This is a genomic window from Amycolatopsis stemonae (assembly GCF_054781455.1).
The window spans coordinates 22,313-41,092 of record NZ_BAAGUJ010000021.1; the positions used below are offsets into that span (position 1 = coordinate 22,313).

The window sequence follows — 18,780 nt, forward strand, 5'->3', positions numbered from 1 at the left end:
TTCAAGTCAGACGATGACGGCATGAAGATCCACCACCTCAACTGCGGGTCCGTGCGGCAGATCGAAGCCCCCGGGCTCCCGGCCGCGCCCGCGGTCAACCACTGCCTGCTCGCCGAGACCGACCACGACGGTCTCGTGCTCGTCGAGACCGGTCTCGGCCTCGGCGACGTCCGGGACCCCGAAACCACGCTGGGCGGCGACTGGGTCGCGATGGCCCGGCCCCTGCTCGCCGAGGACGAAACCGCCGTCCGGCAGGTCGCGCGCCTCGGCTTCTCACCCGGGGACGTACGCCACGTCGTCGTCACGCACCTCGACGTCGACCACTGCGGCGGCCTGCCCGACTTCCCGGACGCGCGGGTGCACGTCCTCGCCGCGGAACGGGACGCGGCCCTCGCCGAGGCGCCGAGCTTCCGGTACCGGCCCGCCCACTGGGCGCACGGGCCGCGGTGGGCGGCCTACGGGCCGCCGTCCGGCGACGACTGGTTCGGCTTCGCGTCCGTGCCACTGGCCGGCCTGAAAGCCGACATCCGGCTCGTGCCGCTCGGCGGGCACACCACCGGTCACGCCGGGGTCGCGCTGCACGACGGCACCCGGTGGCTGTTGCACTGCGGGGACGCGTACTACTACCACCGGGAACTCGACGCCGAGCCCGCGCCGCACCCGGTCATGGACGTCGTCCAGACCCGCTCCGAAATCCACCACGACCTGCGGCTGGGGACGCAGGCGCGGCTGCGCGAGCTGGTCCGGCGCCACGGCGGCGAGGTGACGGTCTTCAGCGCCCACGACCCGTGGGAGCTGGCCCGGCTGCGGGCCTAGGAGTCGAGCCGCGCCCGGGACGCCGCGGTTTCGCCGATCAGGTACCCCGCGGTCCCGGTGAGGGCCAGCAGCCGCTCGAGGGCGTGCGTCCGGTTGTCCAGGTGCAGCCGGGCGTCCGCGCCCGTGACGGCGCGCTGGACGAGCAGCAGCGTGGACAGGCCGGAGGAGTCGCAGAAGGCGATCTCACCGCAGTCGAGCCGCACGTCCCGGACGCCCGGGTACTCGGTCAGCCGGTCGGTGACCAGCCGCAGCAGCTGCCCGGCCGTGGCGAACTCGAGGTCGCCGACGATCGAGACGCGGGCCGTGACGCCGTCCGACGTGGTCCAGGCGCAGGTCAACGTCATGCCGAGAGCTCCGATCCGGCGGCCGGACCCGCCAAGTGCGTGCGTGCGGTCCGGAGCAGCTCCGTCGCCCGCGGGAAGTCGCGCAGCTCCGCTTCGAGCAGGTCGAGGGCGGGCACCAGGGAGGCGGCCGGGACGCCGCGCGCGGTGAGGATCCCGGCCGTCCAGGTCAGGAAGCCGGTGAACAACTCGCTGTCGCCGACGTAGAGGGCCGTCGCCAGGAACTCGACGATGTGCGCGAGGTCCTCGGCCGTGTGCTGGCGCTGCAGTTCGGTGTACGCCCGCATCGCCGGGACGCGCTCCTCGAGCCCGGCCAGCACCGACTTGACGAGCCGGCCGGAGCTGCGCGTGACCAGGGTGTACTCCTGGTCGGCCAGGTGCGGCAGGTCGTCGAGCGGCTGGTGCCCGGTGTGCGGGCGGGGGAGCGGTTCGGTCAGCCGGTCGGCGGCCGAGCGCGCGTCGGGCGCCCACGCTTCGGCGCCGAGCAGCCGCGCGTACCGGCCGTCGGGCCCGAACGCGGCGCCACCCGCGATGACCGGGGTCGCCGCGGCCTGGCAGGCCGTGATCGTGGCGTGCGCGGTCGGCAGCCGGGTCGCGATGGAGCCCGACAGCGCGACCGCGTCCGGCCCGGTGCGGTGCAGGTGGGCGACCAGGTGCGGGGCGGGCACCTGCGCGCCGAGGTAGTCGACCTGGAACCCGCGCAGCCGCAGCACTTCCGAGAGCAGCCGGGCGGGCATCGCGTGCCACTCGCCGTCGACGCAGGCGACCGTGACGCGGCCGAGGTGTGGTTCGGGCCGCTTCAGCACGTAGCCGAACGTCGCGATCACGCGGTCGTTGATCGCGGTCGCCGCGTGCTCCTGCGCGACGGTCAGCCGGTTCGCCGCCCACTCCAGGCCGACCTTGCGCTGCACGGCGCCGATCACGTCGAGCAGCACGCTCTCCGGGTCGGCCCCGTCGCCGAGCGCCTGGACGACGATGTCGCCGGCGGCGTACTCGTCGCCGGTCGTGACGGCGGCCCAGAGCCGTTCGGAGTACTCGGCCACCCCGGTGCCGCGGGTAGCGGTGGTCATGCGGTGTACCTCCCGCGACCGTGGCCGCCGACCGCGGCCAGGTGCTGCCCGCGCGGGGCCGTGATCGCCAGTACCGCCATGTCGTCGTGGGTGCCGCGCCCGATCCACTGCGACGCGAGCATCTGGATCCGCTCGACGACGGCGTCGGCCGGCATGTTGGCGCACTCGGCCAGCGACTGCCGGAGCCGCTCCTCGCCGAACATGGCTTCCCCGAGCGGCCCGCCGCGGGCTTCGACGATCCCGTCGGTGTAGAGCAGGCAGGTCTCGCCCGGCTCGAGCGTGATGTCCGCGCCCGTGGACTCGATCTGCGGCAGCACGCCGATCAGGCTGCCGTGGCTGTCGGCCTCCTCGACCCGGCCGTCGGCCCGGACGATCAGGGGCGGGGGATGACCCGCGCAGGTGACGCGCAGCCGGACCGTGGCGCCGTCGCGGCGCGCGGAGGCCAGCACGAGGGTGACGAACCGGGCGTTGCGGCTGTCGGCGAGCGTGCTGTTGAGCAGGTTCAGCAGCCGCGCATGGTCGTCGGCCATCGGCAGCAGCGCCCGCAGCGTGGTGCGGATCTTGCCGGTCAGCACGGCCGCGTCGAGGCCCTTGCCGCAGACGTCGCCGAGCACGGCCAGCGACTCGTCGCCCTCGGCGGTGATCGCGGAGTGCACGTCGTAGAAGTCGCCGCCGATCCGCTCGCCGTCGCGGGCCGGGCGGTAGCGGCCGGCGAACTCGACGCCGCCGAGCTGTTCGAGGGTGGGCGGGAGCAGTTCACGCATCAGCGTGTCCGTGATCGACGCCTGGAGTGCGAACACGCGCGCCGCCGACATCGCGGCGCCGGCCCGCGCCGCGAACAGCCGCGCGAAGAGCTCTTCCTGCTCGGTGAACGACGCCCGGTCGTCGCGGCGCAGCAGCACCAGGGCGCCCGCGGGCACGCCGTGGCCCGGCAGGGGCGTGACGACGATCGAGCCGGCCGCGCCGAAGCCCGAGGGCAGCACCCAGCCGGGGGCGGCGTCCGGATCGAGCCAGCGCGAAGGCACCGGCGGGAAGCCCTGCAGGGCCTCGCCGAGCCCGGGCAGCTCGTCCGGGTCGATTTCGAACCGGGACCGGACCGGCTCGCCGCCGCGCAGGCAGGTGACGACGGGGAAGCCGCCGCCCGTCGCGGGCGCCAGGACCATGGCCGCGTCGGCGAGGTGCTGCGCGGCGAGCCGGGCGGCGACCTCCATGCAGCGTTCGAGGTTGAGCGACCCGAGCAGCGCGGCCGAGGCGTCGCTGAGGAACGCCGTCCGCTCCTGCTCCCGGGCCAGCGCCTCGCGGGCCACGCGGGCGTCGGTCTCGTCGACCAGCCACCACGTCACGGCGGTGCCGTGGGGGATCGGGTGGGCCGCGAAGGCGCGCTCGGCGGCCTCGCCGCGCACGACCGCCTCGGAGCCGCGCTCGTGGGCTTCGGCCAGCCAGTCCGCGACCGTGCCGGCCAGCGGACGGCCGGGCCCGGCGGCGGGGAACAGCGCACGGGCGGCGTCGTTGAGCAGCCGGACGGCCCCCGTGTCGTCGGCCACGATCGCCGCGGTGGGAGCGGCGGCCCAGCCCAGGTCGCCGCTGACGGGGGCGGGCGGCGCCGTCACCGGGTCAGCCATGGGCTCCGGCCGGGTCCTGATCGGTGGTCAGCTCGGCCCACAGGGTCTTGCCGCTGGGGCGGCGCAGCTGGCCCCACGCGGCGGCGCAGCGCTCCACCAGCAGGAGCCCGCGGCCGCCGTGGTCGTTCGGCGTCCGCCGGCGGGCCGGTTCGCCGCCGCCGTCGTCGACCTCGATCCGCAGCTTGGCGCCACCGGGCAGCAGCCGGACGTGGTAGGGGGCACGGCCGTGGCGCAGCGCGTTGGACGCCAGTTCGTCGACCACCATGACCGCGGTGCTGACGACGTGCGAGGGCAGGCCCCGCAGCACCGCGCGCACCCAGTGGCGGACCTTGGCCAGCTCGCTGAGCTCGGCGGTGATGCCCAGCTCGTGCCGGACCGATCGCAGGTTCACGTCCGCCTCCTTCGCCGTGCCGGACCCCGCGGTGAAGCCCTCCCCGTCTTCATGCCCGGAACCGGGCCCGCTGACACGGGTGCCGGAGGCCGTCATGCTTCCTCGCCCCAGGAGGCGAGGGCCGCGGCGAAGCTGGGGTGCACCGGCATGACGTCGCCGAGGCCCAGCAGCTCGATCGGGCGGACGACGGCGTGCACGGTCGTCACCAGGGCCAGCCGGCCGCCCGCTTCGCGCAGGCTGCCGCCCAGCCGCAGCAGGACCTGCAGGCAGCTGGAGTCGCAGTACTCGACCTCGGTCATGTCCAGCACGACCCGGACGGCGCCGGGATCGCCGGGGAGCAGGTCGGCGAGCTTCGCCGAAACGGCGAAGTCGAACTCGCCGCTCAGGGTGTAGACGTGCGGGTCACCGTCGTCGCGGACTTCGAGGGACCAGCCGCCACCGGAGAACCGCTGCCGGGGCCGCGTAGCGTCGGTGGTCATGCAGGGCTCCAGAATGGGGGATCGGGGACGCGGGCTGGCGGCTCAACCCTGCTCCCGTGGCAATCTACCAGCGCCGCGGATCCCGGGCAGCACCGTGTCACCGTCCTTTGAGGACCTCCGTGCGCGCCGCGGGCGCGGGTGCCGGTTCGGGCTCGGGCACCCCCGGTGGCACGATGGCGACGTTGACGGTCCTGGTCAGGCGCTCGTAAGGCGCCCGGTGCTCGCTGTCCAGCAGCACCGCCAGCGGCGTCCAGACGCCGACCACGAACACGGCCGCGGCGAGCCCGGCGGGCAGCAGCAACCGCTCGGGGTGCGCGCCGAGATCCCAGTGGTCCAGGTCCAGCACCAGCCACGTCAGCCAGAGCGGCGAAAGCAGGACGCCGTTGCGGACCAGCAGCGCGACCGGTCCGGCCCGGCGGCCGCCGCGGCGCGTCACGCGCAGCAGCATCGCCCGTTTGCCGGGCGTCGAGCCGGTCACCGCGGGCAGCACCACGAACCACACCACGGCGAGGATCACGACCGGCGTGTCGCGGTGGGTCAGGTCCTCGCCGAACAGCGTCAGCAGGCCGAACAGGAAGCCGAGCAGGGCGGCGAACCCGAGCAGGTCGGTGGCCAGCGCGAACAGCCGCCGGGTGAACGTGACCTTGGCGGCGTAGCGGCGCCGCTCGTGTTCCGGCTCCGGGGAGGGGAGCAGCCGGCCGAGCGGGCCGGCGAGGACCCAGCCGACGACGACGCCGGCGGTGTTGAGGATCAGGTCGTCCACGCTGAAGAGCCGGTACGGGCACGGGTAGACGAACCACAGGCCGGTCAGCTGCGTCAGTTCGAAGAACAGGGAAACGCCGAAACCGACCAGCGTCGCGGGGATCAGCCGCATCTTCTGCGCGTAGCGCACGTAGAAGCCGAGCGGTACCAGCATCACGACGTTGAGCGCGGTGGTCCAGACCGCCGGGTTGTGCAGCAGCGCGCCGGGACTCCAGTGACCGCGAGCGCGCTGCGCGACGACTTCGACGAAGTAGAAAGGCCGCAACTGCGGAGAACTCGCGTACGTGTGACCCGCGCAGTACGCCGGATCGGCGGGCAGCGGCAGCACCGTCTGCGTCGCGATCGCCAGCAGGTAGAAGAGGAACGTGTAGAAGACGAAGGTCGGCCACCCGCCGGCACGGCCCCGGCGGCGGTAGCTGACGAACGCGGCCGGGAGCATGACGGCCAGCACGAGGAACGGGAAGAGGATGAGGGCCGTCCGGACGGGGACGAGGTAGGTGGCGACCACGGAGCCGGTGGTACCCAGCCGCGGGGAAAGCGAAGCGCGCTTCCCCCGGACGGCTGGGCGGCTACCGGCGCCGGATCACTGCGGGGGCGCGTCCTGCCCGCCGCCGTCCTGCTTGTGCAGGAAGTCCTTCACCTTTTCCGAGCCCTGGTCGATCTTGTCGGCGTGGTCGCCGAAGCGCTGCTTGGCGGCATCGGCCGCCTTGTCGACGCCTTGGTCGGCCTGGTCCGGGTGCTTGCCCAGAGCCTCTTTCGCCTTGTCGAACAGATTCATCGGGTCGGCCTCCGTTCGGAATCCGATCTTCGGACCCCCCGAGGACATCACCGGCGCAGCGGGCCCGCAACCGAATGGCCGTATGCACTCCCCTGTCGTGGGTAATACGGCCCCTTTCCCGGGTGAAAGCCGGTGGTCCGGGTTTGAACACGCGGAGTTCGGGTAACGCCCGATTCCTTTCGCCCCGGCGGCCTGCGTCGCCCACCTCGTGTGGTCGACGTCAAAGCCGCCGCCGACGCGGAGTTCCACGGCTGCCCGGGATCGCCGTGGCGGCCGCCGACCCGGAAAAGGCGCCGCTGCGCGAAATGTACGACCGGTACCTGGGCGGACGGACACCGCCGCCGGAACCGGACGCCGGGCGGCGGGCGTCCGGATCGTCCCGGAACGGCTGTACTCCGGCCGCCCGCGTGAACCTCCCGGCGCCGCGACCCGTATACCGGGTGAGGATCGCCGGCCCGGCCGCACGGGCCGCGCGGTCACCGCCGCGAACGACGTGAGGCCAGCATGCCCGGACGAACCGGACCGACCACCCCGCTCCCCGACTTCGGCCTGCCCCGGCTCGGCCGCCGGCACGTCGTCGCCGGCCGGATCCTGACGGTGCTGGCCGCGCTGCTCGTGCTGTTCGCGCTGCTCGCCCCGGACGACCTCACGGCGTTCTCCGGCGAGGCACTGGTGCGGGTGCCGGTCGAGGGGCTCATCGTCGCGGCGTTCGTGCTGGTCCTGCCGCCGCACGCCCGCCGGGTGGTCGCGGTCGCCGTCGGGGTGGTGCTCGGCCTGCTCGTCGTGCTGAAGGCGCTCGACACGGGCTTCTACGCGACCCTGGAGAAGCCGTTCGACCCGGTCTACGACTGGAGTTTCTTCAGCGCCGGGGTCGAGTTCCTCGCCGGGCAGATCGGGGACGCGGGCGCGCTCGCCGTGCTCGCCGGCGCCGGCCTGCTCGCGGTCGCCGTGGTCGTGCTGATGGTCCTGGCGATGCTGCGGCTGACCCGGGTCGCCGCCGGGCGCCGCACCGAATCGACGCGTGTCGTGGCCGTGCTGGGGGTCGTCTGGATCGTCTGCTCGGTGTTCGGCGTGGAGATCGCGCCGGGGCAGCCGCTCGCCGCGCAGAGCGCGGCCGCGCTGGCCTACGGCGACCTGCGCCAGGTCGGCGCGGACCTGCGCGAGCAGCGGCCGTTCGGCGAGGTCGCGGCCGAAGACGCGTTCCGCGCCACCCCCGGTGACCAGCTGCTGAACGGGCTGCGCGGCAAGAACGTCGTGCTCACCTTCGTCGAGAGCTACGGCCGGATCGCGCTCGACGACCCGGCGATCGGGACGAAGATCGGGGCGACGCTCGACGCGGGCACGGCCGAGCTGCGCGCAGCGGGCATCGGCGCCAAGAGCGCGTTCCTCTCGTCCTCGACGTTCGGGGGCGGGAGCTGGCTCGCGCACTCGACCGTCCAGTCCGGGATGTGGATCGACAACCAGCAGCGCTACAACGACCTCCTCGGCAGCGACCGGCTGACGCTCGGCGGCGCGTTCCAGCGGGCGGGCTGGAAGACGGTGTGGGACGTCCCGGCGCACACGAAGGACTGGCCGGAGGGCCAGCGGTTCTACCACCCGGACGCCTACTACGACGCCCACCACGTCGGCTACCGGGGGCCGGGCTACGCCTACGCCACGATGCCCGACCAGTTCACGCTGTCGATGCTGCAGCGCACCGAACTCGCGAAGTCGAGCCAGAAGCCGGTGATGGCCGAGGTGGACCTGGTTTCCAGCCACGCGCCGTGGTCCCCGCGCCCGTGGCTGGTGGACTGGAACCAGGTCGGCGACGGCTCGGTGTTCGCGCCGCAGCCGGCGGCGGGGGAGGCGCCGGAGTCGGTCTGGAAGGACCCCGCCAAGATCCGCGACGCCTACCGCGACGCCACGGACTACGCGCTGAAGACGCTGATCTCGTTCATGCAGCACTACGGCGACGAGAACACCGTGCTGGTCTTCCTGGGCGACCACCAGCCCCCGGTGGTGACCCCGCAGGGCGCGGTGCACGACGTCCCGATCACGATCGTGGCGAAGGACCCGAAGGTGCTGGACCGCATTTCCGGCTGGGGCTGGACGGACGGCCTCCACCCGGCGGCGCAGGCCCCGGTCTGGAAGATGGACTCCTTCCGCGACCGCTTCCTGACCGCCTTCGCCCACTGACCCCCGGCGGCGGGCCGGGCCGGGCACTTGCCCGGCCCGCCGACGCATCGGCGGCGGAGACCTGCTGCCGACCGGCCGCGGGGACGGGTGCGCGCTCGCCCGGCACACCTCGGTGCCGGCCGGCGCGAGAACATGCCGCGCTCGGTGGGGGCGCGGGGCTTGTCCCGCGGTCGCTCAAACCGTCCAGCGAGGTGCGGATCCACGCCGCGAAGAACGCCGGGCGCGGGGTTTGCGTGAGCCGCCGGGGAAATGCTCACCCGTCCGCTTGCGTTTCCCGGCGCGGGCTAGCTCGGATGGAGCAGCGTGGTGACTATCCGCTGCGCGGGTTTTCACTGGCCCGATGAATTGCCGGTAATTCTTTCGCGCTCCTACGCTTCATAACGTCGGGGTTCTCCGCGCTGAGGAGTGGTCATGCGAAGCGGTTTGCACAAAAAGCTGGCGGTACTCGCGGTCACCGTGTTTTCCCTGCTGGGTCTGGCGGTCGGTCCCGCGGCCGCCGCCGAACGCGACTTCGCGCCGCCCGGCTGTTTCGCCGAGCGGTACGGAATCCTCTTCGGACAGGGCGTTTCGGTGAGCTGCCTGCCTGGGGAGGGCTACGGGTACCGGGTGATCGCGCACTGCTCGGACGGCAACGTCTTCTGGTTCGCCGCCGGGGATTTCGTGCCCTACGGGTTCGGTCCGGCGACGGCGGAATGCTCCGGTGCACTGCTGGTTCCGGCGCGGGTGTACACCTACCACGTCGACGAAATCTGATTCAGCACGGAACCGTCCGGCTGCCCGTTTTCCGGGTGGCCGGGCGGTGCTGTGTCCACGCTTTCCCGCGAGCGATTCTTCGTCACACCGTACGGCGGTCGTCCATCGCGTCGCGGTCCCAGTCGATTCCGAGCCCGGGCGTTTCCGGGGGCACCGCGTGGCCGTTTTCGACGGTCAGTTCGGTGCGCGTGATCGCGCGCAGCTGGGGGATGTGCTCGACGTACCGGCCGTTCGGCACCGCCGCGGTCAGGCTGACGTGCAGTTCCATCAGGAAGTGCGGGCACACCTCGACGTTGTGCGCCTCGGCGAGGTGGGCGACCTTCAGCCACGGCGTGATGCCGCCGAGCCGGGCGGCGTCGGGCTGCAGGATCGCCGCCGCGTCGCGGTGCAGGTAGTCGCGGAACTGCGCGATCGAGTACAGCGACTCGCCCACGGCGACCGGGATCGACGTCGACGCGGCGAGCCGCGCGTGCCCGCTGACGTCGTCGGCCGGCAGCGGTTCTTCCAGCCAGGACAGGTCGAGGCCGCCGAACGCGGCCGCCCGGCGGACGGCTTCGGCGGCGGTCATCGACTGGTTCGCGTCCACCATCAGGTCGAACCGCGGCCCGACGGCCTCGCGGACCGCGGTGAGCCGTTCGAGGTCCTCGCTCGCGTCCGGCTTGCCGATCTTGACCTTGACCCCGCCCCAGCCGGCCGCCACGGCGGACTTCGCGCCCGCGACGAGCTCCTCGGTGCTCAGGTGCAGCCAGCCGCCCTCGGTGTCGTACAACGGAACGCGGGGGCGGAACCCGCCGGCGGCGCGCCACAGCGGTTCGCCGGCCCGGCGGCACTTCAGGTCCCACAACGCGGTGTCGACGGCGGCGAGCGCGAGCGAGGTGATCGCACCGACGGTCGTCGCGCGCGTGGCCGCGAACAGGTCCCGCCAGAGCGCCTCGACCAGCCTCGAGTCCCGGCCGACGAGCCGGGGGAGCAGGTGGTCGCGCAGCAGGGCGACGACGGAGCTGCCGCCGGTGCCGATCGTGTACGAGTAGCCGAGCCCGCTGCCGCCGTCGGCCGTGGTCAGCTCCACGAACACGGTTTCCTGGGACGTGAACGCCTGCACCGCGTCGGTCCGGGCCTGCTCGACCTCGACGTCGACGAGAAAGGCCTCGGCCCGCGTGACGACAGTCAACGATCCCCCTGACGCTGAATCCTATAGGAAATACGATTCTGGCTTGCCGCGCTGTCGGATGTCAACGGCCGGCCGTCGAGGGACGGTCATGCACGTCTGCTGCCCCGCAGACTCTGGTTCCGGCCACCGCTCGCGTCCGCGTGCTGTACTTGGTCCAGACCTTCGTCGACGCGGACGGGAGAGCCCGGCTCGCGGCTCTTTTGCGTGCTCCGAAAGTGCTGTGGCGCAACAGATATGGTGATAAAGTCCGCAATGGACAGTCGTTCGCCTCCGCGAATTCCGGACAGAAGACCGGACAAATCTGGACCACTCGCCCGGCCTCACCGCACACTCGGCCCACAGTGAGTTTCTTTCCCCCTGCCACGAAGGAGACCTCATGCGTCGAAGAATCGCCCTCGCCCTCGGCGGCGCCGCGGTCCTCACCGCTAGCCTCGCCTCCGCCTCGCTCAGCCCGGCCGTCGCGTCACCCGGGTTGATCGCCGCCATGCAACGGGATTTCGGCCTGACCGCCGCTCAGGCCGAAGCCCGCCTCGGCCAGGAGACGACGGCCTCGCGCGTGCTGCCGGCCGCGCAGCAGGCCGCCGGGGCCGCGTTCGGCGGTGCCTGGTTCGACCCCGCGCTCGGCAAGCTCGTCGTCGGCGTGACCGACCCGGCCGCCGCCTCGGCCGTTCGCAAGACCGGCGCGGAAACCGCTCCCGCCCGGGTCAGCGCCGCGAAGCTGGACGCGGCGAAGGCCGCGATCGACGCCTCGGCCAAGGCGAAGCCGGCCCCCGCGGCCGTCAGCGGCTGGCGCACCGACCCGCGCGCGGGCAGCGTCGTGGTCACCCTGCGGCCGGGCGCGCACGGCGCCGACGTCGACGCGTTCCTGGCGAAGGCCCGCGAAGCGGGTCCGGTCACCGTGGCGACCGCGCCGGCCGCCCGGCCGTTCTCGGCGGGCACCGTCGGCGGCGACCCGTACTACATCAACGGCAACACACGCTGCTCGATCGGCTTCTCCGTGCAGGGCGGCTTCGTGAGCGCCGGCCACTGCGGCGGCGTCGGCAGCTCGGTCGTCGGCTGGGACGGCTCGGCGATGGGCACGTTCGCCGGCTCTTCCTTCCCCGGCAACGACTACTCGTTCATTCGCATCGGCAACGGCTGGTGGACCGCGCCGGTCGTGCTCGGCTGGGGCACGGTCAGCGACGCGCTGGTCCGCGGTTCCTGGGTCGCGCCGGTCGGCACGTCGGTCTGCCGCTCGGGCTCGACGACGCACTGGCACTGCGGGGTCGTCGAAGGCCTGAACGAGACGGTCAACTACGCCCAGGGCGCCGTCTACCAGGTGACCCGGACCAACGTCTGCGCCGAGCCCGGCGACTCCGGCGGCTCCTTCATCACCGGTGACCAGGCCCAGGGCGTCACCTCCGGCGGCTGGGGCAACTGCAGCTCCGGCGGCGAGACGTGGTTCCAGCCGGTGAACGAGATCCTGCAGACCTACGGCCTGTCGCTCGTCACGGCCTAGCGTTCGCGCGCGGCACCGGTCGGGCGTCCTAGGCTGGCCCGATGACCCCGATCGGTGTCGTGCGGACCGCGCGCACGGAGCTCGAGCACACGCCCGTCCAGGCGGCCGCGAACCGGGCCGAGGAAGGCACGATCGAGCTCGACGAGCGGTTCGCCGAAGGCCTCGCGGGCCTGGCCGGCTTCGACTACGCGTGGCTGGTGAGCCTGCTGGACCGGCCCGGCCGGCCGGGCGGGCTGACGCAGGTCCCGTTCCTGCTCCGCCGCGAAGGCCGCCGGATGGGCATCTTCGCCACCCGCGGCCCGCGGCGGCCGAACCCGATCGGGCTGAGCCTGGTCCGGATCCTCGACGTCCGCGGCGCCACGATCCGGTTCGCCGGGGTCGACCTGCTCGACGGCACGCCCGTGCTCGACGTCAAGCCGTACGTGACGCGGTTCGACCGGCCGCCCGGCGAGCCCGCGTGCGGCTGGTTCGACGCGGTCGACGTCCCCGAGGGCACAACTCCTTCCGACCTGACCGATGAATCCGGCGACCGCCGCCGGTAGATACCGGTGAGACCGCGCCACGAGGGTGCGGCGAGAACCCACCGGGAGTGGCCATGAGCGTGATCGTCGTCGAATTCCTCACCCTGGACGGCGTCGTCGAGGACCCGGACGGCGCCGGCGGCACGGCGTTCGGCGGCTGGGCGTTCCGGCACGGCCCCGAGGCCGTCGCCGGGGACAAGTTCCGGCTCGGCACCCTGCTCGACACCGGCGTCCTGCTGCTCGGCCGGACGACCTGGGAGCTGTTCTCGAAGCTGTGGCCGGGTCGGTCGGGCGAGTTCCCGGACCGGCTCAACGCGGCGTCGAAGCTGGTCGCCTCGCGGACGCTCGACGACGTGTCCGCGTGGCGGAACTCCACGCTGCTGCAGGGAGATCTCGCCGACGCGGTGGCGCGCGAGGAGCGCGACGTGATCGTGATCGGTTCGGTCGGGGTCGCCCGGGAGCTCGCGACGCACGGCTTGGTCGACGAGTACCGCCTGCTCGTCTTCCCGAGCCTGGTGGGCGAGGGCCGGCGGCTCTTCGACGGCTCGGCACCCGCCGACCTGAAGCTGGTGTCCAGCACGACGGTCGGGCCCGCGGTGCTCAGCACCTACCGGACGCGCTAGGTCCGCAGGAGGCCGCCGAGCCAGCCGGCCAGGACCTGCTGGACCTCGGCGCGCGTCACGGCCGGGTCGTCCGCCGCGGCGATCATCCGGGCCGCTTCCATCACCGCGCTGAGCACGAGCTGGGCCAGGGCGCGGACGGGCATCTCCACGATCAGCCCGTCCGTCCTGGCCCGCTCGAGCACGGTGACGAGCAGGCCGAGCCCGTGTTCCTCCTCGATCTCGCGCCAGACGTCCCAGCCCAGCACGGCGGGCGCTTCGGTGAGCGAGATGCGGCGGACCTCCTCGCGCAGGCAGGCGTCGAGGAACACGCCGAGCCCCCGCAGCATGCCGGTGAGCGGGTCCGCGGCCCCGGAGAAGGCCGCCTCGATCTCCTCGGTCAGCTCGCGTTCGAGCTCCTCGACGACGGCCCGGAACAGGCCCTGCTTGTCGGAATAGTGGTGGTACAGCGCGCCGCGCGTGACCCCGGCGGCGCGGGTGATCTCGTCCGCCGGCACGGCCTGGTAGCCGCGGGCGGCGAACAGCTCGCGCGCGGCGGCGACCAGGGCGGCCTTCGTGCCGGCGGAACGGTCCTGCTGGGTACGTCGCACCCGCCTAATCTGCCATGACGCCCGCGAACTCGACGATGTGCCCGGCCAGCGCCGCCGGCTGGTCTTCGGACACGAAGGTGTAGGAGTCCGGGATCTCGACGAGCTTCGCGTCCGGCAGCAGCGCGGCGAGGCGATGGGCCAGCTCGATCGGGAACAGCTTGTCCTCGGCGGCCCAGGCGAGCAGCACGGGCCGGTCGAAGGTCCGCAGCTTTCCGGCGGCGGCGAGCGTGTGCCGCGGGTGCACGTCCCGCAGCAGCTTGCGCAGGTCGCGGCGCACCCCGGCGGACTTCCGCAGCGGCGAGAGGTAGGCCTGCGCCACGTCGTCCGGCAAAGGTCGTTTGACCACCCAGCCGAAGAGCACCGGCAGCGGGTAGAGCACGCGGAAGCGCAGCAGCTGGGCGAGCACCGCGATCGAGCCGGGAATCTTCGCGACCAGTGGCAGGGTCTTGAAGATCGGCGGGAAGAAGTACTCGAAGCAGTCCGACGGCGTGAGCACGACCCGCCCGACGCGGTCCGGCCGCCGGCTGAGCAGGATCTGCGTCAGCGCGCCGCCGGTGTCGTTCGCGACGAGCGTGACCTCACGCAGGTCGAGCGCCTCGAGGAAGTCGGCGATGACATCGGCGTTGCCGGTGGGGGAGAGGTCGGCGTCCGCGCGCATCGGGAGGTCGTGCGAGCCGAGCGGCAGGTCGGGGGCCAGGCACCGGAACCCCGCGGCGGCGACGTCCGGCACCACCTTCCGCCACAGCTCGGCGTTCGTCAGCACCCCGTGGACGAACACCACGGGAGCGCCTTCGCCCCGTTCGAAGTACCGCACCTCGCCGGCGGGCAGCCGGACCCGGTGCTGCTGACCCAAGGATTCGCTGCGTGTCGTCATGCCGGCGAGAATACATACATGGTGTATGTATGTAAATGCGGCCGTGGGGAATTCACGAGCGCCGCCGCGGCCGGGGGTGCGCCGGGGTCCGGGGTTGGCGGATGTTTGGCCGGCGGGTGTCCACTTCACCCCCGTCGCCGAAAGACCACGGAGGTCTCGATGAGCCCGTCCCGTTTCGACCGCCGCACGCTGCTCAAGTCCGGGCTCGTCGTGGCCGGTGGTGTCGCCGCGCCGGCGGCGTTCCCCGCGGTCGCGGAGGCCTACTCGTGGCCGGCTTCCCTGCAGTCCGGCTCGACCGGCGCCGCCGTCGAGGAACTCCAGATCCGGATCGCCGGCTGGGCCGCCGACGGTCCGAAGCAGACGTACGTCGCCACCGACGGCGACTTCGGGCCGGCCACGGCCGCCGCGCTCAAGCGCTTCCAGGCCGCGAACCACCTGACCGCCAACGGGATCGCCGACGCCGACGACTTCGCCGCGCTCAACGCGCTCGAGTCGGCCGACGGGTCGACCGCGCACTTCGAGTTCGGCGAATTCACGTCGAACGACGGCACCGGCTTCAGCGGCGGGAAGGTCGGCGCGGCGACGGTCAAGGAGAACGTCCGGCGGCTGATGTACAAGCTGGAAGCGTTGCGGCTCAAGGCGGGCGGCCGCGCGATCACGATCTCGTCCGGCTTCCGCAGCATCGCGCACAACCAGGCCGTCGGCGGCGCGTCGAACAGCATGCACCTCTACGGTGTCGCGGCGGACGCCTACGTGAGCGGGCTGAGCACGCGCCAGGTCTACGTGCTCGCCGAGGCCTGCGGCTTCTCCGGCCTCGAGCGGTACACCCTCTCGGACGCGCACCAGCACGTGGACAGCCGGGTCGAGTACGCCTACGGCTCGCAGAGCTGGTGGTGGGAGAGCGGCACCGTCAGCTGAAAGTGCGGTGATGCCCCGGACTTGGCTTCGGGGAAAGGTCGGATCCGGGGGCATCACCGCCCGCGGGACAGCTGACACGGTGTCCTGCGGTGGACCAAACCTACGTACCGCCGGGGCATCTGACCAGGGCCTCGATGCGGTGTCGAAGGTTTGTCGCCCGGTCGGTCACCGCACCTACCGAGAGTGGAGCGCCGACCCGGGGCCGGGCTCGTCCGGCGGCCGGTCGCCGTGGCGGTGGACGATCTTCCACTCGCCCTCTTCGCGGCGGTACACGTGCGTGACGCGCAGTGTGTACGTCGTCGGTCTGCCGTTGACCGACACGGTGTTGTGCTCGAAGCCGATCGTGTAGGCGAGGTCACCGCTCGCGCCGGCCGCGACCACCTCGAAGCGGTACTCGCGCGAGTCGGAGAACTGGGCGGCGACCCGGCCGAACGCGTCGCTCACGTCGGCCCAGCCCGTGCGGATCGGCAGCCAGGCACCGAAAAGGCTCACCGGATCGGCCTTCGACCAGAGCGCGGTGCGCGGTGCCGGGTCGCCGTGGTGGATGGCGCGTTCGGCGGCGGTCTGCCGGGGCAGCATCTCGGCCAGGAACGCTTCGGTGGCGGAGGGCATGATGACTCCAATACAGTCGTGCTGTTTTCAATACAGTGAGGATGTATCGGATGAATGGGCCCGTCAAGCGCCGCTACGACGCCAGCCGTCGGCGGGAACAGGCCGGGGAGAACCGGCGCCGCATCCTGAGCGCGGCGCACGACCTTTTCGTCACGAAGGGTTACGGCCGGACGACCATCGCGGACGTCGCGCGTGAAGCCGGCGTCGCGCCCGAGACGGTCTATTCGGCCTTCAAGAACAAACCGGGACTGCTGCACCGGACCTGGGACGTGACGGTCGGCGGTGACGCCGAAGACGTCCCGCTGCTGGAGCGCCCGGAGCTGCGGGCCGTGTTCGCCGAGTCCGACCTGCGGCAGCGGTTCGCGGCGTTCGCGGTCTTCAACACCGCGGCGATGCGCCGGACCGCGCGCCTGCACGGCGCGGTGCGCGGAGCGGCGTCGAGCGACCCTTCGGCGGCGGCGATGCTCGCCGAGATCGACCGCCAGCGGCTGGACTCGATGGCCGAGCACGCCCGCGCGGCCGCGGAGACCGGACAGCTGGCGGTCGCGGAGGAGGAGTGCCGCGACGTGCTGTGGTCCACGACGGACGGGACGCTGTGGCAGCACCTCGTCGAGGAACGCGGGTGGCCGGACGAGCGCTACGCGGCGTGGCTCGGGCGGCTCTGGGGAGCGTCCTTCGTGGTAACCTGAAGTTGAAACTTCAATCGATTGTGCCGCGCGCGGGAGCCCCGATGTCGATCTTTCGCCTGAACCACGCCGTGTTGTACGTCCGGGATCTGGCCGAAAGCGTCGCGTTCTACCGGGACGTGCTGGGCTTCGACTACATCGAAGGCGGCGACAGCCACCGCGGCGCGGCGTTCCTGCGGGCCCCCGGCTCGGCCAACGACCACGACCTCGGCCTCTTCGAGCTCGGCCCGCACGCCGGGAACTCGGGCGCCGGCCAGACGTCGGTCGGCCTGTACCACCTCGCGTGGGAGGTCGACACGCTCGGCGACCTCGAGCGGCTCGCCGGCAAGCTCGAGGCGGCCGGCGCGCTGGTCGGCTCCTCCGACCACGGCACCACGAAGTCCTTGTACGCCAAGGATCCCAGCGGGCTCGAGTTCGAAGTGGTCTGGATCATCCCGCGCGAGCTGCTGACCGACGACGACCGCGCGAAGAGCAAGGTCATCGGCCGGCTCGACCTCGCGGGCGAGCTGGCGAAGTACGGCGCCGACACGCGCGGCGGCGTGGGGATTTCGCGCTCCTAGGCGGTGACGCGCTCGCGGGCCGGCCGCGAACTCCGCTGCAGGGCGGGCAGGTTGCCGAGCGCGAAGCGACCGGGGCCGGCGAACGCGACGACGAGCAGGCCCCAGCAGAAGAGCGCCGCAGCTTCGCCGCCGTTCTGGATCGGGAACAGGCCGTCCGGCAGGTGCACGGTGAAGTAGGCGAAGGCCATCGAGCCGGACCCGAGGACGGCCGCGGCGCGGCTGCCGAGACCCACGCAGGCCAGCGCGCCGCAGACGAGCTGGATCACCGCGGCCCACCAGCCCGGCCACGCCCCGACGGCGGCGGGTGCCTTCGCGCCGAAGAGGCCGAAGAGCGTTTTCAAGCCGTGGCAGGCGAACAGGAAGCCGATGACGATGCGGTAGAGCCCGATGACGTGCTCGCGGGCCGGGTCCAAACGGGACATGGTGCCTCCGGTGGTGTCGCGGGCGGCCTCGAACCGGCCGGAGCCGTGCCCGGCCTCTGCGGGGTCGATGCGCTCAGATATACCGGTCGTAAATGATTCACGCACCCTCCGAAAGTTGCTTAACCGGTTTTTCGGCGGAGCAATTGCGGCTGTTTGCCGCAGTGGTCTATACCAGACACTTTAGGTTGCGGTGTAACGGGAAACCGCCATACGGGTGATCTTCCTCATGTGGTCCAGACCAGTTTGCGTTCTGGTCCTGTTTCGCCGGTGTTTCCGATTCTTTTCGTATCGCCGTTTCACGGTGGAAAAACGGCGACGCGGCCCCGTGTCACGGTGGCGAACATGCTCGGAACGAACATGTTCGCTACCATGGCGGCATGGCTCCGGAACGCACGTACAACCGCCGGGAGCGTCCGGCGAAACCGGCACTGACCCGCGACGGGATCGTGGCCACCGCCGTCGCGGTCATGCGCGCCGAAGGCGTCGAGCGGGTCACCATGCGCCGGCTCGCCAAGGAGCTCGACACCGGCGCGGCCTCGCTCTACGTCTACGTCAAGGACACCGAAGAGCTGCACACCGCGGTCCTCGACGAGCTGCTCGCGGAGGTCGGCCTCGGCGGCGCGGGGGACTGGCGCGAGCGCCTCTGGGCGGTGCTGGACTCCTACCGGTCGGTGCTGTTCGCGCACCCGAGCCTCGCCCGGGTCGCGCTGGTGACCCGGCTGAGCGGGCCGCACTACCTGGGCGTCGTCGAAGCCGTGCTCGCGCTGCTCGCCGAGGGCGGGATGCCCGCCGGGCAGGCCGCCTGGGCCGTCGACGTGCTGCTGCTGACCGCCACCGCGACCGCCGTCGAGCACGGCAGCCGCCGGGAGCGGCCCGGGGCCGGCCGCGAGCACGACGTCATGGTCGAATCCGTCGCCACCGCGTCGCCCGAAACCCACCCGCACATCGCCGCGCTGGGCAGCGACCTGGTGTCCGGCCCGGGCCCGGCTCGCGCGCGGTGGGCGTTCGACGCCCTGCTCAACGGCGCGCTCGCCACCCCGCGCCCGGAGACCGGCGGAACGGACCTGCCGTGACCCGGGCGAGCGACGTTCAAGCCCCGGCCGAAACGTCCGCCTTGATCG

Annotated in this window: 22 protein-coding genes; 10 read left to right on the top strand and 12 right to left on the bottom strand. The window is 72.4% G+C overall.

From position 1 onward, the window contains the following. Positions 1-21 precede the first annotated feature (21 nt). Complete coding sequence (locus tag ACYVLJ_RS43065; RefSeq protein ID WP_460443029.1) at positions 22-816, top strand: MBL fold metallo-hydrolase; 795 nt, start codon at positions 22-24, stop codon at positions 814-816. Here the strand turns inward: ACYVLJ_RS43065 and ACYVLJ_RS43070 are convergent. From ACYVLJ_RS43070 to ACYVLJ_RS43100, 7 genes are all read right to left on the bottom strand, one after another. Beyond that, positions 813-1,160 (bottom strand): STAS domain-containing protein, encoded by a 348-nt coding sequence (locus ACYVLJ_RS43070; protein ID WP_451972161.1) that lies wholly within the window; start codon positions 1,158-1,160, stop codon positions 813-815. The genes ACYVLJ_RS43065 and ACYVLJ_RS43070 overlap by 4 nt on opposite strands. Continuing rightward, positions 1,157-2,227: a cobalamin B12-binding domain-containing protein gene (locus tag ACYVLJ_RS43075; protein ID WP_451972163.1), complete on the bottom strand. Its 1,071-nt coding sequence runs from the start codon at positions 2,225-2,227 to the stop codon at positions 1,157-1,159. The genes ACYVLJ_RS43070 and ACYVLJ_RS43075 overlap by 4 nt, the downstream gene beginning before the upstream one ends. Next, complete coding sequence (locus ACYVLJ_RS43080) at positions 2,224-3,849, bottom strand: PP2C family protein-serine/threonine phosphatase (RefSeq protein WP_460443030.1); 1,626 nt, start codon at positions 3,847-3,849, stop codon at positions 2,224-2,226. Before ACYVLJ_RS43080 ends, ACYVLJ_RS43075 begins: the two co-directional genes overlap by 4 nt. Next, positions 3,842-4,240, bottom strand: a complete 399-nt coding sequence (locus ACYVLJ_RS43085; RefSeq protein WP_460443031.1) for an ATP-binding protein — start codon at positions 4,238-4,240, stop codon at positions 3,842-3,844. Before ACYVLJ_RS43085 ends, ACYVLJ_RS43080 begins: the two co-directional genes overlap by 8 nt. A 92-nt stretch (positions 4,241-4,332) precedes the next feature. Then, positions 4,333-4,719 carry an STAS domain-containing protein gene (locus ACYVLJ_RS43090; protein ID WP_460443032.1) on the bottom strand — a complete coding sequence of 129 codons (387 nt, stop codon included), beginning with the start codon at positions 4,717-4,719 and terminating at the stop codon, positions 4,333-4,335. Between the two features lie 97 nt (positions 4,720-4,816). Further along, entirely contained in the window at positions 4,817-5,989 is a 1,173-nt protein-coding gene (locus ACYVLJ_RS43095; protein ID WP_460443033.1) for a VanZ family protein, read from the bottom strand. Between the two features lie 75 nt (positions 5,990-6,064). Then, entirely contained in the window at positions 6,065-6,259 is a 195-nt protein-coding gene (locus ACYVLJ_RS43100; protein ID WP_451972172.1) for an antitoxin, read from the bottom strand. Between the two features lie 504 nt (positions 6,260-6,763). On the opposite strand from ACYVLJ_RS43100, the gene ACYVLJ_RS43105 reads away from it, so the two are divergent. Beyond that, on the top strand, positions 6,764-8,434 hold the full coding sequence (locus ACYVLJ_RS43105) for an alkaline phosphatase family protein (RefSeq protein WP_460443034.1): 1,671 nt from the start codon (positions 6,764-6,766) through the stop codon (positions 8,432-8,434). Between the two features lie 411 nt (positions 8,435-8,845). Next, positions 8,846-9,187, top strand: coding sequence for a hypothetical protein (locus ACYVLJ_RS43110; RefSeq protein WP_460443035.1), 342 nt, complete (start codon positions 8,846-8,848; stop codon positions 9,185-9,187). 82 nt (positions 9,188-9,269) lie between these two features. Here the strand turns inward: ACYVLJ_RS43110 and ACYVLJ_RS43115 are convergent, their stop codons facing one another. Continuing rightward, complete coding sequence (locus tag ACYVLJ_RS43115; RefSeq protein ID WP_460443036.1) at positions 9,270-10,358, bottom strand: mandelate racemase/muconate lactonizing enzyme family protein; 1,089 nt, start codon at positions 10,356-10,358, stop codon at positions 9,270-9,272. Between the two features lie 376 nt (positions 10,359-10,734). Here ACYVLJ_RS43115 and ACYVLJ_RS43120 point away from each other — a divergent pair, with 376 nt between their 5' ends. From ACYVLJ_RS43120 to ACYVLJ_RS43130, 3 genes are read left to right on the top strand one after another with little or no spacing between them, the layout of a single operon-like run. Further along, complete coding sequence (locus ACYVLJ_RS43120; RefSeq protein WP_460443037.1) at positions 10,735-11,856, top strand: S1 family peptidase; 1,122 nt, start codon at positions 10,735-10,737, stop codon at positions 11,854-11,856. Between the two features lie 41 nt (positions 11,857-11,897). Beyond that, entirely contained in the window at positions 11,898-12,398 is a 501-nt protein-coding gene (gene tsaA, locus ACYVLJ_RS43125; RefSeq protein ID WP_451972182.1) for a tRNA (N6-threonylcarbamoyladenosine(37)-N6)-methyltransferase TrmO, read from the top strand. Between the two features lie 53 nt (positions 12,399-12,451). Next, positions 12,452-13,000: a dihydrofolate reductase family protein gene (locus ACYVLJ_RS43130; protein WP_451972184.1), complete on the top strand. Its 549-nt coding sequence runs from the start codon at positions 12,452-12,454 to the stop codon at positions 12,998-13,000. Here ACYVLJ_RS43130 and ACYVLJ_RS43135 read toward each other — a convergent pair. Both ACYVLJ_RS43135 and ACYVLJ_RS43140 read right to left on the bottom strand, forming a co-directional pair. Further along, the gene (locus tag ACYVLJ_RS43135; protein ID WP_460443038.1) at positions 12,997-13,587 is read right to left on the bottom strand and encodes a TetR/AcrR family transcriptional regulator; all 591 of its coding nucleotides are present in this window, start codon (positions 13,585-13,587) and stop codon (positions 12,997-12,999) included. The two genes, ACYVLJ_RS43130 and ACYVLJ_RS43135, sit on opposite strands and share 4 nt — an antisense overlap. A gap of 4 nt (positions 13,588-13,591) precedes the next feature. Continuing rightward, positions 13,592-14,461, bottom strand: a complete 870-nt coding sequence (locus ACYVLJ_RS43140; RefSeq protein WP_460443039.1) for an alpha/beta fold hydrolase — start codon at positions 14,459-14,461, stop codon at positions 13,592-13,594. Between the two features lie 159 nt (positions 14,462-14,620). On the opposite strand from ACYVLJ_RS43140, the gene ACYVLJ_RS43145 reads away from it, so the two are divergent. Then, entirely contained in the window at positions 14,621-15,379 is a 759-nt protein-coding gene (locus ACYVLJ_RS43145) for a D-Ala-D-Ala carboxypeptidase family metallohydrolase (protein WP_460443040.1), read from the top strand. 174 nt (positions 15,380-15,553) lie between these two features. Here the strand turns inward: ACYVLJ_RS43145 and ACYVLJ_RS43150 are convergent, their stop codons facing one another. Beyond that, a complete protein-coding gene (locus tag ACYVLJ_RS43150) occupies positions 15,554-15,991 on the bottom strand; it encodes a YybH family protein (RefSeq protein ID WP_451972192.1) in 438 nt (145 codons plus the stop codon). A gap of 50 nt (positions 15,992-16,041) precedes the next feature. On the opposite strand from ACYVLJ_RS43150, the gene ACYVLJ_RS43155 reads away from it, so the two are divergent. Continuing rightward, positions 16,042-16,680: a TetR/AcrR family transcriptional regulator gene (locus ACYVLJ_RS43155; protein WP_460443041.1), complete on the top strand. Its 639-nt coding sequence runs from the start codon at positions 16,042-16,044 to the stop codon at positions 16,678-16,680. A gap of 41 nt (positions 16,681-16,721) precedes the next feature. Then, complete coding sequence (locus ACYVLJ_RS43160; RefSeq protein ID WP_451972196.1) at positions 16,722-17,237, top strand: VOC family protein; 516 nt, start codon at positions 16,722-16,724, stop codon at positions 17,235-17,237. On the opposite strand, the gene ACYVLJ_RS43165 is transcribed toward ACYVLJ_RS43160, so the two are convergent. Next, a complete protein-coding gene (locus tag ACYVLJ_RS43165; RefSeq protein ID WP_460443097.1) occupies positions 17,234-17,659 on the bottom strand; it encodes a DoxX family protein in 426 nt (141 codons plus the stop codon). The two genes, ACYVLJ_RS43160 and ACYVLJ_RS43165, sit on opposite strands and share 4 nt — an antisense overlap. Positions 17,660-18,036: 377 nt before the next feature. On the opposite strand from ACYVLJ_RS43165, the gene ACYVLJ_RS43170 reads away from it, so the two are divergent. Continuing rightward, on the top strand, positions 18,037-18,732 hold the full coding sequence (locus tag ACYVLJ_RS43170; protein WP_460443042.1) for a TetR/AcrR family transcriptional regulator: 696 nt from the start codon (positions 18,037-18,039) through the stop codon (positions 18,730-18,732). The last annotated feature ends 48 nt before the right edge of the window (positions 18,733-18,780 follow it).

Coding starts and splice junctions, on each gene's coding strand:
- ACYVLJ_RS43080 (WP_460443030.1), bottom strand. CDS start 3,849: ATGGCTGACCCGGTGACGGCGCCGCCCGCCCCCGTCAGCGGCGACCTG.
- ACYVLJ_RS43165 (WP_460443097.1), bottom strand. CDS start 17,659: ATGTCCCGTTTGGACCCGGCCCGCGAGCACGTCATCGGGCTCTACCGC.
- ACYVLJ_RS43105 (WP_460443034.1), top strand. CDS start 6,764: ATGCCCGGACGAACCGGACCGACCACCCCGCTCCCCGACTTCGGCCTG.
- ACYVLJ_RS43160 (WP_451972196.1), top strand. CDS start 16,722: ATGTCGATCTTTCGCCTGAACCACGCCGTGTTGTACGTCCGGGATCTG.
- ACYVLJ_RS43140 (WP_460443039.1), bottom strand. CDS start 14,461: ATGACGACACGCAGCGAATCCTTGGGTCAGCAGCACCGGGTCCGGCTG.
- ACYVLJ_RS43100 (WP_451972172.1), bottom strand. CDS start 6,259: ATGAATCTGTTCGACAAGGCGAAAGAGGCTCTGGGCAAGCACCCGGAC.
- ACYVLJ_RS43075 (WP_451972163.1), bottom strand. CDS start 2,227: ATGACCACCGCTACCCGCGGCACCGGGGTGGCCGAGTACTCCGAACGG.
- ACYVLJ_RS43120 (WP_460443037.1), top strand. CDS start 10,735: ATGCGTCGAAGAATCGCCCTCGCCCTCGGCGGCGCCGCGGTCCTCACC.
- ACYVLJ_RS43150 (WP_451972192.1), bottom strand. CDS start 15,991: ATGCCCTCCGCCACCGAAGCGTTCCTGGCCGAGATGCTGCCCCGGCAG.
- ACYVLJ_RS43110 (WP_460443035.1), top strand. CDS start 8,846: ATGCGAAGCGGTTTGCACAAAAAGCTGGCGGTACTCGCGGTCACCGTG.
- ACYVLJ_RS43065 (WP_460443029.1), top strand. CDS start 22: ATGAAGATCCACCACCTCAACTGCGGGTCCGTGCGGCAGATCGAAGCC.
- ACYVLJ_RS43090 (WP_460443032.1), bottom strand. CDS start 4,719: ATGACCACCGACGCTACGCGGCCCCGGCAGCGGTTCTCCGGTGGCGGC.
- ACYVLJ_RS43170 (WP_460443042.1), top strand. CDS start 18,037: ATGGCTCCGGAACGCACGTACAACCGCCGGGAGCGTCCGGCGAAACCG.
- ACYVLJ_RS43130 (WP_451972184.1), top strand. CDS start 12,452: ATGAGCGTGATCGTCGTCGAATTCCTCACCCTGGACGGCGTCGTCGAG.
- tsaA (WP_451972182.1), top strand. CDS start 11,898: ATGACCCCGATCGGTGTCGTGCGGACCGCGCGCACGGAGCTCGAGCAC.
- ACYVLJ_RS43145 (WP_460443040.1), top strand. CDS start 14,621: ATGAGCCCGTCCCGTTTCGACCGCCGCACGCTGCTCAAGTCCGGGCTC.
- ACYVLJ_RS43155 (WP_460443041.1), top strand. CDS start 16,042: ATGAATGGGCCCGTCAAGCGCCGCTACGACGCCAGCCGTCGGCGGGAA.
- ACYVLJ_RS43070 (WP_451972161.1), bottom strand. CDS start 1,160: ATGACGTTGACCTGCGCCTGGACCACGTCGGACGGCGTCACGGCCCGC.